20 protein-coding genes are annotated in these 22,292 nt (G+C 63.3%); 5 read left to right on the forward strand and 15 right to left on the reverse strand.

Going from position 1 to position 22,292, the window contains the following annotated elements; genetic code table 11:
- Window positions 1–6 precede the first annotated feature (6 nt).
- Complete coding sequence (locus ACYVNQ_RS35940) at window positions 7–927, forward strand: helix-turn-helix transcriptional regulator (RefSeq protein WP_460910219.1); 921 nt, start codon at window positions 7–9, stop codon at window positions 925–927.
- A 27-nt stretch (window positions 928–954) separates the two neighbouring features.
- Here ACYVNQ_RS35940 and ACYVNQ_RS35945 read toward each other — a convergent pair whose 3' ends face one another.
- The 3 genes from ACYVNQ_RS35945 to ACYVNQ_RS35955 all read right to left on the reverse strand — a co-directional run bounded on the left by ACYVNQ_RS35945 (window position 955) and on the right by ACYVNQ_RS35955 (window position 5,207).
- Window positions 955–2,301, reverse strand: coding sequence for an NAD(P)/FAD-dependent oxidoreductase (locus ACYVNQ_RS35945; RefSeq protein WP_460910220.1), 1,347 nt, complete (start codon window positions 2,299–2,301; stop codon window positions 955–957).
- Window positions 2,302–2,535: 234 nt separating this feature from the next.
- Complete coding sequence (locus tag ACYVNQ_RS35950) at window positions 2,536–4,710, reverse strand: malate synthase G (protein ID WP_460910222.1); 2,175 nt, start codon at window positions 4,708–4,710, stop codon at window positions 2,536–2,538.
- 95 nt (window positions 4,711–4,805) lie between these two features.
- Entirely contained in the window at window positions 4,806–5,207 is a 402-nt protein-coding gene (locus ACYVNQ_RS35955) for a heme-binding protein (RefSeq protein ID WP_460910224.1), read from the reverse strand.
- Between the two features lie 533 nt (window positions 5,208–5,740).
- Here ACYVNQ_RS35955 and aldA point away from each other — a divergent pair.
- On the forward strand, window positions 5,741–7,186 hold the full coding sequence (gene aldA, locus ACYVNQ_RS35960; protein WP_460910226.1) for an aldehyde dehydrogenase: 1,446 nt from the start codon (window positions 5,741–5,743) through the stop codon (window positions 7,184–7,186).
- Window positions 7,187–7,365: 179 nt separating this feature from the next.
- Here aldA and ACYVNQ_RS35965 read toward each other — a convergent pair whose 3' ends face one another.
- The 9 genes from ACYVNQ_RS35965 to ACYVNQ_RS36005 form a co-directional block, all read right to left on the reverse strand.
- Window positions 7,366–7,950 carry a TetR/AcrR family transcriptional regulator gene (locus ACYVNQ_RS35965; protein ID WP_460910228.1) on the reverse strand — a complete coding sequence of 195 codons (585 nt, stop codon included), beginning with the start codon at window positions 7,948–7,950 and terminating at the stop codon, window positions 7,366–7,368.
- 66 nt (window positions 7,951–8,016) lie between these two features.
- On the reverse strand, window positions 8,017–8,448 hold the full coding sequence (locus tag ACYVNQ_RS35970; protein WP_460910230.1) for a cyclic nucleotide-binding domain-containing protein: 432 nt from the start codon (window positions 8,446–8,448) through the stop codon (window positions 8,017–8,019).
- Window positions 8,449–8,927: 479 nt separating this feature from the next.
- Complete coding sequence (locus ACYVNQ_RS35975; protein ID WP_460910232.1) at window positions 8,928–10,022, reverse strand: alcohol dehydrogenase catalytic domain-containing protein; 1,095 nt, start codon at window positions 10,020–10,022, stop codon at window positions 8,928–8,930.
- Between the two features lie 57 nt (window positions 10,023–10,079).
- The gene (locus ACYVNQ_RS35980; RefSeq protein WP_460910234.1) at window positions 10,080–11,114 is read right to left on the reverse strand and encodes an NAD(P)-dependent alcohol dehydrogenase; all 1,035 of its coding nucleotides are present in this window, start codon (window positions 11,112–11,114) and stop codon (window positions 10,080–10,082) included.
- Between the two features lie 30 nt (window positions 11,115–11,144).
- Window positions 11,145–11,891, reverse strand: a complete 747-nt coding sequence (locus ACYVNQ_RS35985; protein WP_460910236.1) for an SDR family oxidoreductase — start codon at window positions 11,889–11,891, stop codon at window positions 11,145–11,147.
- A gap of 36 nt (window positions 11,892–11,927) precedes the next feature.
- Window positions 11,928–12,908, reverse strand: a complete 981-nt coding sequence (locus tag ACYVNQ_RS35990; RefSeq protein ID WP_460910238.1) for a sugar-binding transcriptional regulator — start codon at window positions 12,906–12,908, stop codon at window positions 11,928–11,930.
- Window positions 12,909–12,955: 47 nt separating this feature from the next.
- Entirely contained in the window at window positions 12,956–13,855 is a 900-nt protein-coding gene (locus tag ACYVNQ_RS35995; protein WP_460910240.1) for a carbohydrate ABC transporter permease, read from the reverse strand.
- On the reverse strand, window positions 13,852–14,805 hold the full coding sequence (locus ACYVNQ_RS36000; protein WP_460910242.1) for a carbohydrate ABC transporter permease: 954 nt from the start codon (window positions 14,803–14,805) through the stop codon (window positions 13,852–13,854). The genes ACYVNQ_RS35995 and ACYVNQ_RS36000 overlap by 4 nt, the downstream gene beginning before the upstream one ends.
- A 25-nt stretch (window positions 14,806–14,830) precedes the next feature.
- Window positions 14,831–16,189, reverse strand: a complete 1,359-nt coding sequence (locus ACYVNQ_RS36005; RefSeq protein ID WP_460910244.1) for an ABC transporter substrate-binding protein — start codon at window positions 16,187–16,189, stop codon at window positions 14,831–14,833.
- A 284-nt stretch (window positions 16,190–16,473) separates the two neighbouring features.
- Here ACYVNQ_RS36005 and ACYVNQ_RS36010 point away from each other — a divergent pair, with 284 nt between their 5' ends.
- Window positions 16,474–17,598 (forward strand): ABC transporter ATP-binding protein, encoded by a 1,125-nt coding sequence (locus tag ACYVNQ_RS36010; protein WP_460910246.1) that lies wholly within the window; start codon window positions 16,474–16,476, stop codon window positions 17,596–17,598.
- A gap of 31 nt (window positions 17,599–17,629) precedes the next feature.
- Here ACYVNQ_RS36010 and ACYVNQ_RS36015 read toward each other — a convergent pair whose 3' ends face one another.
- Both ACYVNQ_RS36015 and ACYVNQ_RS36020 read right to left on the reverse strand, forming a co-directional pair.
- Window positions 17,630–18,016, reverse strand: coding sequence for a VOC family protein (locus ACYVNQ_RS36015; protein WP_460910248.1), 387 nt, complete (start codon window positions 18,014–18,016; stop codon window positions 17,630–17,632).
- A gap of 77 nt (window positions 18,017–18,093) precedes the next feature.
- Window positions 18,094–19,380: an MFS transporter gene (locus tag ACYVNQ_RS36020; protein WP_460910250.1), complete on the reverse strand. Its 1,287-nt coding sequence runs from the start codon at window positions 19,378–19,380 to the stop codon at window positions 18,094–18,096.
- 145 nt (window positions 19,381–19,525) lie between these two features.
- On the opposite strand from ACYVNQ_RS36020, the gene ACYVNQ_RS36025 reads away from it, so the two are divergent.
- Both ACYVNQ_RS36025 and ACYVNQ_RS36030 read left to right on the forward strand, forming a co-directional pair.
- Window positions 19,526–20,398, forward strand: coding sequence for a LysR substrate-binding domain-containing protein (locus tag ACYVNQ_RS36025; protein ID WP_460910252.1), 873 nt, complete (start codon window positions 19,526–19,528; stop codon window positions 20,396–20,398).
- A gap of 227 nt (window positions 20,399–20,625) precedes the next feature.
- Entirely contained in the window at window positions 20,626–21,108 is a 483-nt protein-coding gene (locus tag ACYVNQ_RS36030; RefSeq protein ID WP_460910255.1) for a winged helix-turn-helix transcriptional regulator, read from the forward strand.
- A gap of 69 nt (window positions 21,109–21,177) precedes the next feature.
- Here ACYVNQ_RS36030 and ACYVNQ_RS36035 read toward each other — a convergent pair whose 3' ends face one another.
- A complete protein-coding gene (locus ACYVNQ_RS36035) occupies window positions 21,178–22,284 on the reverse strand; it encodes a diguanylate cyclase (RefSeq protein ID WP_460910257.1) in 1,107 nt (368 codons plus the stop codon).
- Window positions 22,285–22,292: the final 8 nt, after the last annotated feature.

Here is a 22,292-nt window from a genome sequence, read left to right on the forward strand (position 1 = left end):
GCGTGCATGGAGAAGCAGCAGCGCTTGAACGAACTGGCGGATTTCTTACGAACGCGGCGCGCGCGTTTGCGCCCCGAAGACATCGATTTTCCGGCGGGCAGCCGCCGCAAAACGCCGGGCCTGCGGCGCGAGGAAGTGGCCGAACGCGCCGGCATCAGCGTCACGTGGTACGCATGGCTCGAGCAGGGCCGCGAAGTGAACGTGTCGTTCAAGACCGTTGAAAGCCTCGCGAATGCATTGAACCTGTCGCCGCACGAGCGTACCCATCTGTTCGAACTGGCCAATCACTACACGCCGCCCGGGCCGTATCCGATCGCGCAGAATGTCAGCGATACGGTACGCCGCATGATCGATCAGCTCGGCAACATGCCGGCCTATGTGGTGGACGGCAACTGGAATTACGTGACGTGGAACGAAGCGGCCGTGCGGGTTTTCACCGATTTCCGCAAGATGCCCGCGGGCCGCTGCAATCTGCTGTGGTTCACGTTTCAGCACGACGGCGCGCGCACCCTGTTCCGCGGTTGGGATGCGTACGCGAAATGTGTGCTGGCACAATTTCGCGGCGATTACATTTTGCGTCCTTCAGGCGAGGTGTTTTTGCGCGACCTGGTGGAAGAACTCACCGATACCGATACCGACTTCTGCCGCTGGTGGGCCGAACATGAAGTGCTCAAACGCAGCGACTGGCGCAAGGTGATCGAGCATCCGGTGGCGGGTTTGCTTGAGCTGGATGCGCTGTCGCTGGAAGTGCCGGACGCGCCGGGTATGCGCATCATGGTGTATACGCCTGCGCCGTCGACGGATACCGCGCAGCGTATCGATGCGTTGATGAAGACCGCGCAGACTACGGCCAAACCGTTCGAAGCGGCTTCGGTGCTGGCGACGTTTCGTGAGCCGCGTGCGTCGGCGAGAAAGCGCGGTTATTAGGGGGGCGTACGGCGGGCACAACAGCGGCTAGAACAGCGACAGCGGTGCCTTGACGTCGTTCTCCGCGAAACGCGCAAGGCGTAGCGGTCGCATGTCGAACTGCGGCTGGCCAGTCACGATCCAGTCAGCGATCGTCTTGCCGACCACCGGCCCCATCGCGAAGCCATGGCCGCAAAAACCGGTGGCCACCGCAAGCCCACGTATCGAGGTTTGCGCGTCGATCACCGGAATCCCATCGGGCAATACATCGATCGCGCCGGCCCAGCGGTCGACGATCGTCGTTTCGCGTTGCTCCGGAAATGCCGTGTGCAACGCATCAAGCGCACGCCGCAGGCTCTTTTCGTTCGGCATGAGCCGCGGTTCGCGCAGGTGTATCGCAGCACCATTCGCCGCGGCTTCCGAACCCGGCAGGCGCTGCAGCAGATCGGCCACGCATGCGCCATTCAGATTGAAGCGAAACGACTTGCGGTGTGCCCACAGCGACGGCAAATACCATTGCAGCGCGCGCAGATGGCCGAGCGTCATGTCGACGTCGACCTGCGCTTCGTCGGCGATATTGAATGTGCCGTCGACACGCTGCCGGAAGCCAATGCCCTGCACGATCGTCGATGCGCCGGTCAAGGCAGGCCCCGCGCTGGTTCGCGCGACGGTGCCGCGCACCTGATGCTGCGGCAGCGCGATGCCGACCGTCTTGAGCAGCCTGAACGACGACACGCCCGCGGCGCAGACTACCGTGCCGGTCTTCACATAACCCTGTTCCGTTTCGAGGCCTACCACCTGCCCCGCCGCCACGTCGATCGCGCGTGCACCGCAGCCTTCGACGATCTGCACGCCCAGTTCGCGCGCACGAGCGGCAAACGCGGCCGCGACACGGGTCGGCTCCGCCTGGCCATCGCTTGCGGTGTAGATCGCGCCGAACTGACGCAACTGGTAGCCCGGCAGCTTGCCGAGCACTTCGCGCTGCGACAGCATCACGGTATCGAGCCCGAACTGTCGCGCGACCGGCAGCCACGCTTCATACGCGTCGCGTTCGGCCGCATCGTTGGCCAGATACAGGCAGCCTTCGTTGCGCCAGCCCAGATCGGCCTGCAGTTCGTGCTCGAGGGTTCGCCACAGGCCGATGCTCGCCTGCATCAGCGGCACTTCGGCTTCATCGCGGCATTGCTGGCGCACGAAGCCCCATGCACGCGACGACTGTTGGCCGGCCACCGTGCTTTTATCGATTACCAGCACTTTCTTGCCAGCTTTGGCAAGAAAGTAGGCGCTCGCGCACCCCATCAAACCGGCGCCGACGATGGCGACGTCGACCTGCTGCGGCAAGCGGTGTAGTTGCGCGGGAGCGGGAGCCTGGATGGAAGCGTGCGATGCAGTCATCGTGATCGAATGCGCGTGGGCAAAATGGAAGCAGCGCGACAGGATAACGAATCTTTCAATGCTTGCGCAAAAAAACGCGCACTACGCAACCGTTCGCTTGACAGCGATGTCAGGAATCGACCGAAGGGATGGGGAAAGACAGAAGAGGTCAAACAGCGGATATCCGGCCGCACAGCACAGCACCGCACCGGACACCCGCTCAACTACGACTACCAAACAACGCGCCTCGCCTGATTAACCCTCAGCCTTCAGCGCCAGACGGAACTTATGCAGCAGCGGTTCCGTATACCCGCTCGGCTGCTCGCGCCCTTCGAACACCAGCGCACAGGCGGCCTTGAACGCCAGCGACTTGTCGTAATCCGGCGCCATCGGCCGATAGTGCGCATCGCCCGCATTCTGCTGGTCGACCACCTTTGCCATGCGGCGGAACGTCTCTTCGACGAACTCGCGGGTCACCACCCCATGACGCAGCCAGTTCGCGATGTGCTGGCTCGAGATGCGCAGCGTCGCACGGTCTTCCATCAGGCCGACGTTGTTGATGTCCGGCACCTTCGAGCAACCGACGCCCTGATCGATCCAGCGCACCACGTAGCCGAGAATGCCTTGCGCGTTGTTCTCGACTTCCTGGCGCTTTTCGTCGTCGCTCCAGTTGGCCGATTCGGCTACCGGCACGGTCAGCAGGCCGCCGAGCAGTTCGTCGCGCACGCTGGCGTACGACGTCTGTTCGAGCTGCTTCTGCACGGCCTGCACGTCCACCATGTGGTAATGCAGCGCATGCAGCGTCGCTGCAGTCGGCGACGGCACCCACGCCGTGTTCGCGCCTGCCTTCGGATGGACGATCTTCTGTTCGAGCATCGCGGCCATCAGGTCCGGCATCGCCCACATGCCCTTGCCGATCTGCGAGCGGCCACGCAGGCCCGCAGCGAGACCCGCCAGCACGTTGCTGCGTTCGTACGCGGCAATCCACGCGGTCGACTTCATATCGCCCTTGCGCAGCATCGGGCCCGCTTCCATCGACGTATGCATCTCGTCGCCGGTGCGGTCGAGGAAGCCGGTGTTGATGAACGCGACGCGCGCCGACGCTTGTGCGATACATGCCAGCAGATTCACGCTGGTGCGGCGCTCTTCGTCCATGATGCCCATCTTCATCGCGTTGCGCGGCAGGCCGAGCAGGTCTTCGACGCGCCCGAACAGCTCGTTCGCAAACGCCACTTCGGCCGGGCCATGCATCTTCGGCTTCACGATATAGATCGAGCCGGTGCGCGAGTTCAGCTTGTGCGTGCGATCGTGCAGCGCGCACAGCGTGGTCAGCACCGCATCGAGAATGCCTTCCGGAATCTCGTTGCCGTCGCGATCGACGATGGCCGGATTGGTCATCAGATGGCCGACGTTGCGAATGAACAGCAGCGAGCGGCCATGCAGCTTCACCGGCGAACCGTTCGCGCCCGTGTATTCGCGGTCCGCGTTCAGCTTGCGCGTGAAGGTCTTGCCGCCTTTCGATACTTCCTCGGTCAGCGTGCCGTTCATCAGGCCGAGCCAGTTGCGGTACAACGCCACCTTGTCGTCGGCATCCACCGCGGCCACCGAGTCTTCGCAGTCGATGATCGTCGTTACCGCCGCTTCGACCAGCACGTCCTTCACGCCGGCCGCATCGGTCTTGCCGATCGAATCGGTGGCGTCGATCTGGATTTCGAAGTGCAGGCCGTTGTGCTTGAGCAGCACCGCCGTCGGCGCTGCCGCTTCGCCGTGATAGCCGATGAACTGTGCCGGGTCGCCCAGCGTCGTGCTGCCGTTTTTCAGCGTGATGCTCAGTTTGCCTTGCTCGATTGCATAGCGCGTCGCGTCGCTATGCGAACCGTTCGCGAGCGGCGCCGCTTCGTCGAGGAACGCACGTGCCCGCGCGATCACACGCGCGCCGCGCACCGGGTTGAAGCTCGCGGTCTTTTCGGCGCCATCGGTTTCGGCAATCGCATCGGTGCCGTACAGCGCGTCGTACAGGCTGCCCCAGCGCGCATTCGCTGCGTTCAGCGCGTAACGCGGGTTCGACAGCGGCACCACCAGCTGCGGGCCGGCCTGCTCGGCGATTTCGGTGTCGACGTTGTCGGTGGTCGCGGCCACGCTGGCCGGCGGCGCCACGATATAGCCGATGCTCTCGAGAAACGCGCGGTACGCAATCGAATTGCGGATCGGGCCCGGGTTGGCGCGGTGCCAGGTGTCGATTTCCTGCTGCAGCCGGTCGCGTTCGGCCAGCAGCGCGCGGTTTTTCGGTGCGAGCTCGTGCACGAGCTGATCGAAGCCGCTCCAGAACGCGGCGCTCTGTACGCCGGTGCCCGGCAGCACTTCGGTTTCGACGAACTGGTCGAGCTGGGCGGCGACGCGCAGGCCGCCGCGTTGGGTCATCTGGGTCATTTTCGGTGCTTCCTGTCTGTCTGCTTTCTTTGATATGGGAGGCTGTGCAGGCGGCTTGCCGATGGCTTCGCCCCTGTGCAACAACCTGCGCCGGCTCAGTTCAGGCTCTGCGCGCCCGCGCGAGCCACCTGCGCATCCTGCTCGGCCTTGACGCCTGACACGCCGACCGCGCCCACCACGTGGCCGTCGACGATCACCGGTACGCCGCCTTCGAGCGCGCCCGCGAGCGGCGCGCTGAGGAACGCGGTGCGTCCGCCATTGATCATGTCTTCATACTGTTTCGACTCGCGGCGGCCGAGCGCGGCGGTGCGGGCCTTTTCCGCGGCGATGTAGCTGCCGATCGGCGCACAGCCGTCGAGGCGCAGCAGCGCGAGCGGATGACCGCCGTCGTCGACCACCGAGATCGTGACTGCCCATTTGTTCTGCTCGGCTTCTTTGCGGGCGGCTTCGAGAATACGCGTCGTCTCGGCCACCGATAGCGTGGGCTTGTTCAACATATTCAGTTTCCTTTCGAATGCAGGTTGGCTGGTCTCGAACCGGACGGGGCGTCATGCAGGCCGCACGCGCTGGCAAAACTAGGGGCAACCGGCGTTCCCAAGGGATCGAACGGGGATTCGAGTGACTGCTGGACCGGGAACGGGTTGCCCGCGTCGCAGCGCCTGGGCTGAGGCGACATGCACGCGGTTCGCTGCCGAGGGTACCACTTCGAAACGCGACGCGCGCGGCGAGTGTGCGGATCGGGGCATGGGGTAGCTGATACAGTGGCCGATCCGGTGGCTCATCCCGCAGCTGATCGCGGGCCAATTCGGTGGTCAATTCCACGGCAATCGCGACGCAGACCGGCGCTGGGTCGGCGCTGGGTTGGCATGGCGTTGGCGCCGATCCTTTGCCGCACCGATCTTCTCGTGCGCAACGATTTGGTGCGCCGCCGGTCTACAGTGGGCTGCCGTGGCGGCGCTTACCGCGCGCCGCGGCGCATACAACTTCCTTTCATTGCGGCGCATCTTACGCGCCTTTCCCGAGGTGAAGGATGGACCAGATCGAACACTATTCCCTGTTTATCGGCGGCGCATGGGTGCCCTCTTCCGGCGATGCACGCCTGACGATCCGTAACCCGGCTACCGGCGCCACCGTCGCGACCGTGCCCGACGCCAACGACGCCGACATCGACCGCGCCGTCGACGCCGCCGCTGCAGCCTTTCCGGCATGGAGCCGGCGCACCGCGGTGGAGCGCGCGGACTTCCTGCTGCGCCTGAACGAGTTGGTGCGCCGCGACCTCGAGCGGCTCGCACGCCTGTTGACCCAGGAGGTCGGCAAGCCGATCCGCGAAGCGCGCGGCGAAGTCGACTTTGCGACGCAGCTGATCCGCTTTGCCGCGGAAAACACGCGCCGCATCGAAGGCGATATCGTGCCGGGCAGCCGACCCGGCGAAAAAATCCTGATCGACAAGCTGCCGCACGGTGTGATCGGTGCAATCTCCGCGTGGAATTTCCCGATCGCGCTGCTGGCGCGCAAGGTTGCGCCGGCGATTGCGGCGGGCAATACGATCGTGTTGAAGCCGCACGAGCTGACGCCGGTCGCATCGCTCGAATTCGGCAAGCTGATCGCCGAAGCCGGCATACCGGCGGGCGTGGTGAATATCGTCAGCGGTGCGATTCCGGCGGGGCAACGCCTCGTGACGAACCCGACCGTCAAGCTGATCACGATGACCGGCAGCACCGCCGCGGGCAAGAAGATCATGGCCGCAGCCGCGCCCACGCTGAAAGAAGTGCGGCTCGAACTCGGCGGCAAGGCGCCGTTCATCGTGCTCGACGATGCAGACCTCGAAAAGGCCGCGACGGCAGCCGTCGAAGCGCGCTTTCTGAACGCCGGCCAGGTTTGCACCTGCAATGAGCGCACGTATGTGCACGAGAAGGTGTACGACCGCTTCCTCGAACTGCTGACGCAGAAAATCAGCGCGATCAAGGTTGGCGACCCCAGCGACGAAGCCACCGAAATGGGCCCGAAAGTCAGCGCTGCCGAACTCGAAAAAGTCGACGCGATGGTCGCGAAGGCGGTTCAGCAAGGCGCGCAGGTGCGCATCGGCGGCAGCCGCTTTACCGGTGCGCTGTTCGAGCGCGGCCACTTCTATCAGCCCACTTTGCTCACCGGCATCACGCACGAGATGGACATCGTGCATGCCGAGGTCTTCGGGCCGGTGGTCTCGGTGATCAAGATCAAGGACTTCGACGAAGCGCTGAAGCTGGCTAACGATTCGAACTATGGCTTGTCTGCGTATCTGTTCACGAACGACCTCAGCGTGCTGTTGCGCACGACGGCCGAACTCAATTTCGGCGAGATCTATGTGAACCGCTCGCTGGGTGAAGCGCCGCAGGGCTTTCACCACGGGTATGGCGATAGCGGGCTGGGCGGCGAGGATGGCAAGTACGGGCTTGAAGCGTATGTGCGCACGAAGACGGTTTATCTGAATGCGTGATCGTGCGGATCTGCTTGCTGTGATCTTGTTGTTGACTAGCTGATCCACAACGTGGCAAACAAAAGCGAAGCTGTTGCTGGCTTCGCTTCGTTTGCCGCTTTTGCTGTGTTCGCGGCTTTTTCGGCTTCTATCGCTTTTGCTGCTTTTGCTGCTTTTTCTGTTTCGTTGCCACGCCGACTTCAGTGCGCCTTCAACCGCTCGATCGCGAATCGCGCCATCGTGCGCAGCGTCTTTGCATCCACTCCTGCGCGGGCGCCTAATTGCAGGCTTTGCATCGTCATCAGCACAAACCCCGCGGCCTCGCGCGTATCCATCTTCGTATCGAGCTCGCCATTGGCCTGACCTTCGGCGATGCGCAGCGCCACACGTTTTTGCAGCATCGGCCCTGCTTTGGCACGCAGCGCGACGAGCTCAGCGTCGCCATTGCCGAACTCGCAGGTAGCGTTGACGCCGAAGCAACCCAGCTCGCGCGTCGGGCCATGATCGGGTGCGAGGCCAAACAGCAGCGCCTCGAGTCCGGCCACCACCGACGCGCCGCTCGCCAGCCTCTCAATATGCTCCGCGATGCTATGCAACTGGTAGCGCAGCATCGCTTCGAGGTAAAGCTTGCGCTTGTCGCCGAACGCGTTGTACAGGCTCTGCCGGCCGATATTCATCGCAGCCAGCAGGTCTTCTGTGGAGGCGCCGGCATAGCCCTTCGCCCAGAATACGTGCGTAGCACGCTCTAGCGCCTCATCCCGATCGAATTCACGTGGTCTTACCATGGCAGCAATCGTAGCGATTGTGGATTACCCGGTCAATAACTTCGTGGTCCGCGATGCAGGACGCGTTCATTCGGATATCGTCTGCTGACCGAACATCTTGCGATAGTAAACCTCGCCCGCCTGCAGATGCGTGTTGAAACGAAAGCCGCGTGCAAGCATGTCGTCCATGTCGGCGCGGGTGATCTTCATCACGTAGCTGTGTTCGGTGGTGACGAGGCGGCACGTGCCGTCCGCCTGTGCGGCGCTGAACCATTTGCCGGCATCCGCGTGGCCAGCCGGATAGACGCCGTGATTCGTCTCGACCCGCCAGCCGCCGTCGAGCAGGATCCAGATGTCGTCCTTCGGCTCGCTGCCGCTCGCGCAATCGACGATCACGGTGCGGGCCTTGGCCTCCCATTCCTGCGAATGGTCGATAGTCCAGCGCAACTGCACCGTGTCGAGGCCGGTGAAAAATGGGGTTTTGCGCAACAGATGCAAATAGGTAATGGACGCTTTCATTTTTGGGTTTCCTGGTGCTGCAAGGTCGACTGCCGACGCATTGCGCTGGCTGCATCCGGCAACCAGTGCGAGCGCGGCGAGCAGCGCGCCGCAAGCAATATGGCTCAATTTCATGGAGATTGCAGGGAAGGTGACGCGACTCCCGCGCCGACAGGACCCATGATGAACCATTCCATATGAGGCATCATTACGTTCAGATTGCGAAATTAATTCCAATCACGTCAACAATTCACCATGAATGCGTGCACGGGACGAGTCGGAATTGGCTGCCAGATATGACAGGCGTGCTGTCGTGGGACGCCGCTGCGGGGCGCAGTGATCGGCTATTGCGGGGCGGGGGCACGCAGCCGCGCGTGCGGATTGCGGGAAAGGCGGCGTGCCGCGCCGGACGATTCGGCCGGAACGGTCGGTCGATACGGCAAGCATGCGCGCGGCCCGTATCGGCGGGCCCGCGGCACGCTTCATTACTGCATACGTCGCTACTTCTGCTTCGGCTTCATCAGCACCTTGATCGAGTCGAGCGAATTGGCGATCCTGATCGCCTCATCCCACTCTTCCAGCGAGAAGCCGTGCGTGACGATGCCCTTCGACGTGACCAGTCCGCGCGCGAGCAGGTCGATCGCGATCGGATAGCAATACGGCCCCAGGTGCGCGCCGCGCACGTCGAGTTCCTTGCGGTCGCCGATGATCGACCAGTCAACGGTGGTATCGCTGCCGAACACCGAAAACTCGACGAAGCGCCCGAGTTTGCGGATCAGGTCGAGCCCCTGGTTGACGCCCGCCGGTGCCCCGGTCGTTTCGATATACACGTCGCAACCGTACTGGCCGGTCAGCGACTTGATGATGGCCAATGCATCTTCGTTTTTCGGATTGATCGTGACGTCCGCGCCATATTCGCGCGCCAGCGCGAGCCGCTCGTCAACCAGATCGATCACTACCAGCTTCTTCGGCGTCTTCAGATGCGCGACCTGCGTCATCATCAAACCGAGCGGTCCCGCGCCGGCGATCACCACCACATCGTCGAGCTGGATCTCGCCGCGATTGACCGTATGAATCGCGCACGCAAGCGGCTCGATGATCGCCGCATCTTCCAGCGATACGCCATCGGGAATCTTGTGCACGATCGCCGTCGGCGGAAAACGCATGTATTCGGCCATGCCGCCATCCGCCACCTCACGCTGGAAGCCGAAGATGTTGTGCACTTCGCACATCCAGTACTGGCCTGATTTGCAGTAGCGGCATTTCGCGCACGGCACGATCTGTTCGGCGATCACGCGGTCGCCAGGCTGCACGCCGAAATGCTCGGCCGCGCCGTCGCCGAGTTCCTCGACGTAGCCGAAGAACTCGTGGCCCGGAATCACCGGTGCTTTCACCCACGGGTTCGGGCCGCCCCAGAACATCTTCGCGCCCGACCAGCATTTGCAGTCGCTCGCACAGATGCCGCACGCCGCGATGCGGATCACCAGTTCGTTGCGGCCCGCGCGCGGCCGCGCGACCTGTTCGACGCGATAGTCCTTCGGCGCGCGGCAGACGATCGCGGTCATCTGCGATGCGGTGTTCGGAGGGGTGCTCATAATGGCCTCGCCGTAGGGTGATGATGGATTGAAGCGCTGCAGCAACCGATGCGCCGCTCACTCGAGCACGATCTGCACCTTCACGTCGGTCGGTTTGCCGCTCGCGGCTTCTTCGAATGCCTTGATGCCGTCCGCGAACGCAAACGAGCGCGAGATAAACGGCTTCACGTCGATGCGGCCCGACGCAATCAACTGGATCGCGCGCGGAAAAATATTGGCGTAGCGGAACACCGATTCGACTCGCGCTTCCTTGATCTGCAGCCCGACCACATCGAGCGGCACCGGGTTCTGCGGCATGCCGACCAGCACGAGGCAACCGCCGGGGCATAGCAGGTCGAGAATGCCGTTAAATGCCTTGTCGCTGCCGCTCGCCTCGAACACGATGTTCGCGCCCCAGCCGTCGGTGAGCTCTGCGATCACATCGTTGACACGTGTGTCGCGAATGTTCACCGCGGTTACACCCGGCGTCTTGCCGATCAGTTCGAGCTTTTCCGGCACCATATCGCAGACGATCACACGGCTGCAGCCGCCCGCCAGCGCTGCGAGCACGCACATCATGCCGATCGTGCCGGCGCCGAGCACCACCGCGACGTCGCCCGGTTTGATCTGCGCTTTCTTCGCCGCCTGCAGCCCGATCGACAGCGGCTCGACGATCGCGCCTTCCGCAAAGCTCACGTTGTCCGGCAGCTTGAACGTGAACGCGGCCGGATGCACGACGAACGGTGCGAGGCACCCATGCACCGGCGGCGTGGCCCAGAAGCGCACTTTAGGGTCGAGGTTATAGAGGCCTTCACGCGACGCGCGCGATTCCATATCGGGTACGCCCGGCTCCATGCACACACGGTCGCCGACTTTCAGATGCTGCACTTCGTCGCCGACCTGCACCACCGTGCCCGCCGCTTCATGGCCGAGCACCATCGGCTCGTTGACGACAAACGGCCCGATCCGCCCGTGCTGATAGTAATGAATGTCGCTGCCGCAAATGCCGACCGTATTGATCCGGATGCGTACATCGCGCGGCCCGACCGCCTGCGGCAAGCTGAACGGCCGCAAGCTGATACGCCGCACACTTTCGAGAACCAGGGCTTCCATGTGTCGTTCCTTTGCTAGATTGGGTTCGCTTCAGCCGGCCTGAAAACCACCGTCGACGGTCAGGCTCGTGCCGCTTACCATGCTCGAATCGTCCGACAGCAGATACGCGATCGTGCGCGCCGCCTCGACGGGTTGAATGAAACGCTGCAGCGGAATGCGTGCGAGCATCGGGCCGGATTTGGCCGGATCGCTCCACGCTTTCTCCGCCATCGGCGTCAGCGTGACGGCCGGATTGACCGTGTTCACGCGTATGCCGTGCGGACCGAGTTCGACGGCCATCACACGTGACAGACCGTCGAGCGCCGCCTTCGATGCGCAATACGCCGCATGCAGCGGAAAACCAACCTGCGCCGAAATGCTCGACACGTTGACGATCGCACCACGCACGCCGCGCGCGATCATGCTGCGCGCGCATTCCTGCACGACGATCAGCGCTGCGCGCACGTTGACTGCCATCGTCAGATCGAATGCTTCGACCGTGGTGTCAAGAAACGGCTGCAGTTCGACGATGCCCGCGCAATTGACCAGCAGATCGACCGGCTGCGCGGCGCGTGCGGCGTCGAGCGCGGCGGCTGGATCGGCGAGATCGGCCGCGATCACGGTGCAGCCGATTTCGGCTTTCAGCGTTTCGAGATCCGCTGCGGAGCGGCTCAATGCAATTACATGTGCACCGCGCTGCGCGAGCAACTGCGCAGTCGCCCGGCCAATACCTTTGCCGGCGCCGGTAACCAGTGCGGTCTTGCCGGTGAATTCGCGATTGCGGTCGGTATCGGGCATCGTGTCGGGGCCTTCGGGTTTTCTTCAGCGATTCTCTTAACGCGCGTCGCACAAACGGCGCGCCGTGTCTTCATCGGTGACCAGCACGTGTGCATACCCGGCGCGCAGCGCGGCCTGCGTCACCTGGAATTTCTTCGCGCCGCCCGATACCAGCACGACGTGGCCGATCTTGCGCAGATCGTCGAGCGTGATCGCCACCGTGCGGCGATTCAACGGATGGTCGATCGGTTCGCCGTTTTCATCCATGAAATGCCCGAGCAGATCGCCTACTGCACCGGCCTTGCGCAACGTGCGCAGATCGTCGGGCTTGCTGATGCCGTACGTCACTACCAGCGATTCAGTCAGATCGCCGCATGTGAGCAGCGCCAGATCCGCGTTGCACGCCAGCTCGTACGTGGCACGCACCGTCTCCTCCTGCAGAAACAGATCGCGCGCTTTCTGGCTGCCCACATAAATCGGCGCGGCAAACAGATAACCATCCGCATGCCACATCGTCGCGAAGTCGGACACGATGTCGAACGTGTTGATGCTCGGACAATGCGACAGCCCGCCTTGCAGCGACACCGCATTCAGGCCGCGATACGCGCGCTGCGGCATCGCGCGCAGCACCGCGCGTATCGTGCGGCCCCAGCCGATGCCGATCGTGCTGTCGTCTTCGATATGACCGGCCAGATAGTTCGCCGCACCGATGCCGAGGCCAGCCATATTCGCTTCCGGGTTCGCGCCCGTCGGCACCACCACCGCCGCCTGCAGCCCGAAGCGCGCAACGAGTCGCTCTTCCAGCGCGATGCACGGCGTAATGCGGCTGTTGATCGTGATCTGCACGAGTCCGGACTCGCGGCCCGCGGCCAGCAGCCGGTTCACGCGCACCCGGTTGCTGCCGATCACCTGCGCGATTTCCTGCTGCGTCAGGTTGCCGATGTAGTAATGCCATGCAACGCGTGCCTGCAGTTCTTCTTCGGTATCGATCGTGCTGTCCGCTTCCAGCATCATGACGGGCGGGGCTGTTTTGCTCATAGTAGGTATCGCCTCGAATCAAAGTGACGGCGTCTTATACCAGAACGTCACTTCACCGCACCCATCGTGAGCCCCTGCACGAGCCTTCCGGACACGAGCAGCGCGAACACGACCATCGGCAGGACGATCAGCGTGCCGGTCGCCATGATTTCGCCCCACGGCAGCTCGTAGCCGCTCATATAGCTGGTCGCGGCCACCGGCGACGTAATCGCGTCGGTACGCGTCAGCACGAGCGCGTACAGCAGATCGTTCCACGAAAAAATAAACGCGAAGATCGCCGACACGACGATGCCCGGCATCGCCAGCGGCAGGTTGATGCGCCAGAAAATCCGCCACGGCGACGCGCCATCGAGGCGCGCGGCTTCGTCGAGTTCGACCGGGATGTTACGGAACTGATCGGTACAGATCCAGATCACGATCGGCAGCGAGAACGTGATGTACAGCAGGATCAGCACGATATGCGTATCGACGAGGCCAAGCTTCGTCGCGATCAGGAAGAACGGCACCGCGAGCACGACTGGACTCACCATCCGGTTCGAGATGAACCAGAACCACAGGTCTTCCTTGCCGCGAAATTCGTAGCGCGCGAGCGCATAGGCCGCCGGTGCGCCGAGCAGGATCGACAGAACCGTCGTGCTGCTCGCGACGATCAGCGAATTCAGCAGGCTGCTGCCTACGTCATGCGTGAACAGCGCTTCGCCGTAGTGCGCGAAAGTTGGATGGAAGATCCATTTCGGCGGATACGCGAGCGCATCGGCCTGGCTTTTGAGGCTGGTCGTCACCATCCAGTAGAACGGAAACACCGACGACATGAATACCACCAGCAGCCCCAGAAAATGCCAGAACGTCACGGCGTGGCGTGCATTGCGCGAGCGGCGCGCGCGCGCAGTAAGCCCGACGGCGCGCGGCACCGCGCCGCCCGCAGATGGCGTTGACGGTACGTTCACGTAGCCTCCCGATACACAAAACGGATATACAGACGCGACAGCACGATGGTCAGGATCAGCAGCAGCACCGCCTGCGCGGACGCCATGCCCTGATCGAACAGACGGAAACCCACGCGCTGGATGTACACGCTGATGAACTCGGTCGCGGTGCCGGGGCCGCCGCGCGTCATCGTGAAGACTGCATCGAACATTTTCAGCATGTCGGCGGAGCGCAGGATCAGGATCGCGGTCAAGCCCGGCAGCAGATACGGTCGCTGCAGATGCCACAGAATCTTGCTCCACTTCGGTGTTTCGAGGCGCGCGGCCTCTTCTGCTTCCTTCGGCACCATCGCGAGGCCGGCAAGCATGATCAGCGCGCAGAACGGCGTCCACTGCCAGATATCCATGATCATCACCGACACGAACGCGAGCGTCGGATCGGCCAGCCAGTCCTGCGGCGCAATGCCGATAAAGCCAGTCAGGTAGTTCGCCACGCCGAACTGCCGGTTGAAGATCAGCCGGCCGATCAGGCCGACCACCGCATAGGTGGTCGCCATCGGAATCACGAGGCTCACACGGGCGGCCGCACGCATCCACGGCAAGGCCGTGCGATGCAGCATCAATGCTGCGAACAGACCGAGCGCGACCTCGATCGGCAAGGTCACGCACAGGAACAGCGCAGTGCGGCCGAGCGCGCCCCAGAACGACGGGTCGGTCAGCGTCGCGATGTAGTTGTCGAACCAGATGAACGGCGTACCCGACGCGAGATCCGCAAGCTTGTACTGATGAAACGAGTTGTATAGCGCAAGCAGCGTCGGGTAAACGCCGATCGCCGCCAACGTGAAGATTGCCGGGATCAAAAACCAGAACGCGGGCGATCCCGGCAGCCGGAACCGCGCGCGCCGCGGCGCGGCGGCACGCACTGCCTTGCGCGCCGCGCCTTCATCGCTTCGTACTGTGCCGTTCAACATCGAGCCTCCTCGGTGCACCTGCAACTTACTTCAGCAGCGCTTTCTTGCCGCTGTAGTAGCCCGCCTTGTTCAGGATGTCTTCGGTTTTCGAACCGATGGTCTGTGCGCCCTCTTTCACCGACACCTGGCCCAGCATGATCTTCGTCCCCCACTCGCCGATCACTTCGGAAATCGCCGGCCATTCCGGGAAACGCGGCCGGTAGTCAGGCACACCGCCCTGCCACGATTCGACCATCGGCTTCACAAACGGGTACTTGTCCTGCACGGCCTTGTCCTGGTACAGCGCCATGCGTGCCGGCACGCCGCCCGCTTCGAGATACGGTTTGGCCATTTCCTCGGACGTGATCCACTGGATAAACAGCCACGACGCCGCCTGCTTCTTCGGATTCGCCTTCGCATTGACCGCCAGCGAGAAGCCGCCGAGCGCCGGCTTCAAACCCGCCGGCCCCTTCGGTTCGGTGCTGATCGCAAGGCAATTGCCGATCTTCGATTTGCTCGGATCGGTCAGCGTCGGATAGAACGCGGACCATTCGGTAATCATCGCCACCTGGCCTTGCGCGAGCGCATTGACCGCTTCCGCGTGATCGAAATCGACGATGCCCGGCGGCATGTACTTCATCAGCTTCTGCCGGTATTCGAGGCCCGCCTGCGATTGCGGCGACATCAGGTTCGACTTGAACTTCGGGTCGAGCAGCGAACCGCCGTTTGGCCACAGCACGCGCATGAAGCTGTCTGCGGATTGTGTTTCGCCGCGCCGCGATTGCAGCGCGAACGCAAACTGGTTCTTGCTCGCGTTGGTGAGTTTCGGCGCGTACACGTTGAGCAATTCGTCCCACGTCTTCGGCGGCTCGCTAAAGCCCGCGTCCTTCAACATGCACTTGTTGTAGAACATCAGGCCCGAGTAGTTATCGAACGGCAGGCCGTACGCGACCTTGTCCCACGAGCCAAACGAATCGAGCAGGATCGGGAAGAACCCTGGCAGGTTCAGTTTCGGATCGGCGAGCTTCGGGTTGTCGGTGAAGGTCTTCAGCGGCACCAGCCACTTGTTGCTGGCGAATTCGCCGATCCACACGACGTCGACCAGCACCACGTCCATGTCGCCGCCGCCGACGAAATTCAGTACTTCTTTCTCACGCGTGTTCTCGTACGGAATGACTTCCCACTTCACGGTAATGCCGGTTTCCTTTTCGAACTGAGGAATCAGCTTCTGGGCGGCCTTGTAGCCGGGGCGGTCGAGAAAGATCGCCTTGATCGTGGTGCCCGAATACGGCTGCGCGGCCTCTTTCAAGGTCCACGCGCCCGCGTTTGCGGTAGCCAGTAGCGACGCGGTGGCCGCGGTGGCGATCATCAACGCTATCGCGGTGGGCTTAAAGCGCTTTTTCATTGCCTGTCTCCTGGATTTTTCTTGAGCTTTCGATGCAATGCGACACCTGCCAGAACCTGCTGATCCGCACAAACCCGAACACGCTGCGAACGCTTTCGATCCCGCTGTCGCTGCGCCGCGTTTCACTTGTAATTTGCGTTTTACAAATGTATATTTTGGCCCACACCTGTTGTCAAGAGAAATATCGCAAGCACGTCATGTTGCATTGCGAAGCAACGCAGCCGTCGCGCACCGTGCGCGCAGCATGCATCCGGTCAAAGGCAAGGCATACGCAGGAGACACGTATGAGCGCCGTTCATTTGCAGCAGATCCGCAAAGCGTTCGCCGGCACTGAGGTTCTGAAGGGTGTCGATATCGAAGTGAACGAGCACGAGTTCCTCGTGTTCGTCGGCCCGTCCGGGTGCGGAAAATCGACGCTGCTGCGCAGCATTGCGGGCCTCGAGCGCATCGATTCGGGTAGCGTGCTGATCGAGGGCGAGGACGTCACCGAGCTTGAACCGTCGCAACGCGGTGTCGCGATGGTGTTTCAGTCGTACGCGTTGTACCCGCATATGTCGGTGTACGAAAACATCGCGTTCGGGCTGCGCATGCTGAAGCTGCCCGAAGCGCAGATCAAGGAACGCGTGCAGCGCGCCGCGGAAATCCTGCAGATCGGCCAGTTGCTCGAGCGGCGCCCGCGTGCGCTGTCGGGCGGGCAGCGGCAGCGTGTGGCGATCGGCCGCTCGATCGTGCGCGAGCCGAAGGTGTTCCTGTTCGACGAGCCGCTATCCAACCTCGATGCGGCACTGCGCGTGCAGATGCGGCTCGAACTGATCAAGCTGCACAAGCAGCTGAACGCCACGATGATCTACGTGACGCACGATCAGACCGAAGCGATGACGATGGCCGACCGCATCGTCGTGTTGAACTACGGCAAGGTCGAGCAGATCGGCTCGCCGCTCGATCTGTACCGCACGCCGCGCAACCGCTTCGTGGCCGGCTTTATCGGCTCACCGAAGATGAACTTTCTTGACGTGCGTGTACAGAATGCGGACGCATCAGGCGTGACGATCGAAATGCCAGGCAGTGCGCCGTTGCGGGTGCCGGTATCGGGCGAAGCAGTTGAAATCGGGCAAACGCTGACGCTCGGCATTCGTCCCGAGCATTTCGCCGAAGCCGCGAATGGCGGCGCGGACGGCGTGTTGTCCGGCGACGTGATGGTGATCGAGCATCTGGGTAGCGAAACGCTGCTGCATGTGCGTCTGGCCGACGAGCGCGTGATTCAGGTGAAGGGTTCCGGCGAATCAACCGCGGTCGACGGCCAGAGAATCAACGCCGGATTCAATTTACGGCACGTGCATCTGTTCCGCGAGGACGGCCGTGCGCTGGATCGCAGGCAGGCCGTGCCGGAGACGGCGAGCGTCAAATAACGCACGCTGGTCGGCGTGCTTATCTGCGTGCTTATCCAAGCAGCTCGGAAATCTCGATCAGGTTCAGATCCGGATCGCGCAGATACACCGAACGGATTTTCTGCGTCGCGCCGGTCCGCTCGACCGGCCCTTCGATGATCGGCCAGTTGCATGCGGCCAGATGCGCGATCACGTTATCGAGCGGCACCGAGGCGATAAAACACAGGTCCAGCGCGCCCGGCACCGGCAGGTGCGCCTTTGGCTCGAACTCGCTGCCGCGCACGTGCAGATTGATCTTCTGGCTGCCGTAGCGGAACGCGACGCGCCCGCCGGCGAAGGTTTCGAGTTTCATCTGCAGCACGCGGGTGTAAAAATCCTGCGTCGCTTGCGGGTCGACACAGGTCAGCACCAGATGGTCGAGATGATCGATCATGGTCACAACGCTCCTCGCCGGCGCAGCCGGCTCTATCAAGCACTATCACTCCCTCAGGCGGCCTCAGGCGGCCTCAGCCAGCCTCAAGCCGCCACGCGGATACTCGCCCTGCTACCGCGCGCCACATGCCACGCGCACGCACCACACGCGGCCAGCAACACGAAACCGAAGCCGCACACCGCCGGCCACGCGCCGTGCTGCCAGAACGTGCCGCCCCACGAGCCGAGCACGCTCGAACCGAGATAATACGCAAGCAGATAAAGCGACGTCGCGTGCCCTTTCGAGCCCACCGCAAGCTGCCCGACCCAGCCGCTCGCCACCGAATGCGCGATAAAAAAGCCGCTGGTCAATACGACGATACCGAGCACGATCGGCGCAAGCGGATGCAGCAGCGTCAGCGCCAACCCAAGCGCCATGACCGCCACACCGCCGAGCAGAATCGGCCCACGCCCGCAGCGATCGGCCAGCGCACCGGCAGCAGAAGCCGCGACGATCCCGAACAGATACGCGCAGAAAATCAAGCCGGTCTGCGTCGCGCTCAAACTATACGGCGGCGCCATCAAACGGAAGCCCGCATAGTTGTACACGGTGACGAATACGCCCATCACCAGGCAGCCGACCGCAAACACCGCAGGCAGCACCGATGTACCGAACTGCGCGCGCCACAGCGCCAGATGATGCGCGGGGTTCAACTGCGCACGCCGCACGAAATTGCGCGACGCCGGCAACAGCAGCACGAACGCAACTGCGGCCGCTATGTCGACGATACCGATCGCCAGCATCGCACTGCGCCATGACAGATATTCGCTCATCACGCTCATGCCGACCCGGCCGATCATGCCGCCGAACGCGGTGCCACCTACGTAAAGCCCCATTGCGAGCCCAAGGTCGCGCGGATCGATTTCCTCGGCGAGATAGGCCATCGCGACGGCCGGCACGCCGCCCAACGCAAAACCTTCGAGCGCGCGGGCCAGCAGGATGCCGTGCCAGCCCGGCGCGAGCGCGGCGCCGACATTGAACAGCGCGGCAAGCGCCATCGAAGCGAAGATCATTTCGCGCCGCCCAAGCCGCTCCGACAACGCACCGGCGCACAAAATCGAGAACGCGAGCAAACCGGTCGACAACGACAGCGCCAGCGAACTCTGCGCCGCGCCGATGTGGAACTCTTCGGCGAACAACGGCAGCAACGGCTGCACGCAATACAGCAGCGAAAAGGTCGAAAAGCCCGCGAGAAACAGCGCAAAACTGATGCGTAGATACGCAGAGGAGCCGCGCGTCACACCCTGCGCCGCAGGGGGCACTGCAGCAGCCGCATGACCGTTAGCCACCGCTGGGCGGCGCAACGCAGCCGCGGAAGAACTGGAATTCACGATTGACAGCAAAGCCAAAGATGCGGGTTAACCGCGACCGATCCATTGTGCTGCGCCGCAGCTATACTGTCCAATATATGGATCTGCATAGCGCCATACTTTTTAGCACTAGCCAATCAACCCAGCACACCCCACTCCGCTCGCCATGGAACTGCGTCATTTACGCTATTTCGTCGCGGTCGCGCTCGAAGGCAACTTCACGCGCGCGGCCGAAAAGCTCGGCATCGGCCAGCCGCCGCTTAGCCAGCAGATCAAGAGTCTCGAACGCGAACTCGGCGTCGAACTGCTGCACCGCACGTCGCAAGGCGCGGAACTCACCCCTGCCGGCGCCGCGTTCCTGACCGAAGCGCAGCGCGTTCTCGATGCCGCGCAAGGTGCAATACGCGCCGCACAGCGGGCCGCGCGCGGCGAAACCGGGCGTCTGCGAATCGGCTTCACCGGTTCGGCCACCTTCAATCCGTTGGTGCCCTCGTTGATCCGGCGCTTCAAGCTGCGTTATCCATCGGTGGAATTGACGTTGCAGGAGGCGAACTCCACCGTACTGCTCGACGCGCTGCGCGACGAACAGCTCGACGCGGTGTTTTTCCGTCCCGGCCGCATCCCGCTGGCCGGCATCCAGATGCATCGCTTCGCCGACGAGCGCATGAAGATCGTGCTGCCCGCCACCCATCCGCTTGCTTCGAAGAAGCGCCTGCCGCTCGCCGCGCTCGCGGATCAGGCCTTCGTGCTGGTGCCGGGCCCTGCTGGCGTCACGCTGTACGACGAGATCGTGCGCGCCTGCGGCGAAGCGGGCTTCAGCCCGCTGCTCGCTCAGCCTGCGCCGCAACTGGCCTCGGTGGTGAACCTGGTCGCAGCGGGGCTCGGCGTATCGATCGTGCCGGCCGACATCGCCCAGGTGCAGGTAAAAGGCGTGCGCTATCTCGACGTGCAGGGCACCCAGCTCAGCGCGCGGCTCGCGCTCGGCTGGCGCGAAGGCGAACCGGAAGCCGCGCTGGCGAACCTGATCGCAATGCTGTGAGCGTCACGCGATCGACCACACGCCGCTATCGCGTCAAAAGCGCACGTCTGCGCGAACCGCGGACACCGAAGCTTCGCCGCATCCACTTCAGATTCGGCAATAGCGCAGTGCGGTTACGCAAGTAATGAAAAAATCCGCACTCTGAAGCCGCCCACCGCGCACTCCGTGCGCGCCGTCCGTTTTGCAGCTGGCGGGTTCAGTCATGCAACCGTTGTGCCGGAGAGCCTATGCGACGCAAGTCCCTCAGCAACACTAGCTGCCCGATCGGGCGCGCGCTCGATGAGATCGGCGACTGGTGGACGCTGCTGATCGTGCGGGAAGCCTTCCACGGCGCACGACGCTTCAGGGATTTCGAGCAGCGTCTCGCGATTTCGAAGAACATCCTGACGATCCGGCTCAATCTGCTGCTGGAGGCGCGCATCTTCGAGGCGCGGCCCAGTGCGGAGGGCCGCACGCACAAGGAATATCACCTGACCCATAAAGGCACGCGGTTGTGGCTGGTGCTGGTGGCGCTGCGTCAATGGGGCGAAGACCATCTGTTCGAAGATGGCGAAACCTGGGGCGTGCTGCGCGATCACAGCGGCCGACCGGTGCAGCGGCTGCAGGTGCTGTCGGCGGACGGCGCGGCGCTGGCGCAGCCCGATACCGAAGTCAGATTCGAAGTGCGTGGCGACGCGGCGGCGCCGTCTTCTTCAAGCACAGCGGTGTAGCGGCAGCGACGCCGCTGCGTCGCTGCATCGCCAGCGGCCTACAGCGGCACAAAGCGGCCTACCCGCGCATTACCGCCCCGCGCCCGCTTCCGCTTCGGTGCGCACCACCACGCAATTGCGCCCGCGCCGCTTCGCTTCGTAAAGCGCGCCGTCGGCGGCCTCGATCAGCGACGTCATCACCGCACCCGGCGCCGGCACCGCGGCCGCGCCGCCGATACTGACCGTCACGTGTTGCCCGGCCGACGAACTGCGATGCTCGATACGCAGCGCCGCAACCTCGAGGCGAATTTTCTCGGCCAACAGACGCGCGCCACCCACCGCGGTACCCGGCAGCACCACGATGAATTCCTCGCCGCCGTAACGCGCCGCGATATCGCCGGCACGCCCGAGGCAACGCTCGACGGTCACCGCAATCTTCTTCAGCACCTCGTCGCCGGCCACGTGGCCATAGGTGTCGTTGTACTGCTTGAAGTTGTCGACGTCGATCATCAGCATCGACATCACGCTCTGTTCGCGCGCGCTGCGCCGCCATTCGGCGCTCAGGTATTCGTCCAGATAACGCCGGTTCGACAGCCCGGTCAGGCCGTCCGAATGCGTGAGACGCCGCAGTTCCAGATTCGCTTCGAGCAGTTGCTGCTGCGACTGCCGCAGCGCACGGTACGCCTCGTCGCGCTGCAGCAGGTTGATGTACGAACGCGAGTGGTAACGGATCCGCGCCACCAGTTCGATGCTGTCCGGCAGCTTCACGAGGTAGTCGTTGGCGCCGGCCGCGAACGCCGCGCTCTTGATCGCGGGCTCTTCCTTCGTGGACAGCACGATGATCGGCACGTCGCGCGTTTCCGGCGCGTTGCGGTATGCGCGCACCAGCGTCAGACCGTCGACGCCCGGCATCACCAGATCCTGCAGGATCACCGTCGGCCGGGTCTGGATGATCGCGTTGAGCGCCTCTTCAGGCTTCGCGCAGTAGTGGAAGTCGATCCCGTGTTCGCTGGCCAGCGCCTGACGCACCGCATGCGCGACGATCGCCTGATCGTCGACCAGCACGACCATCGCAGGTACGTCGGCGGCGGGTGGCGTGGCGAGCGCGGCGCGCGCCGCTTCGAGCGCAGCATCGGCTTCGGCCGCTGCGTGATCCGCGACGTCCGTTTCAAGTGAGCCGGATTGATTGATTCCCATAGGTGCAC

Source organism: Paraburkholderia jirisanensis (assembly GCF_054782355.1).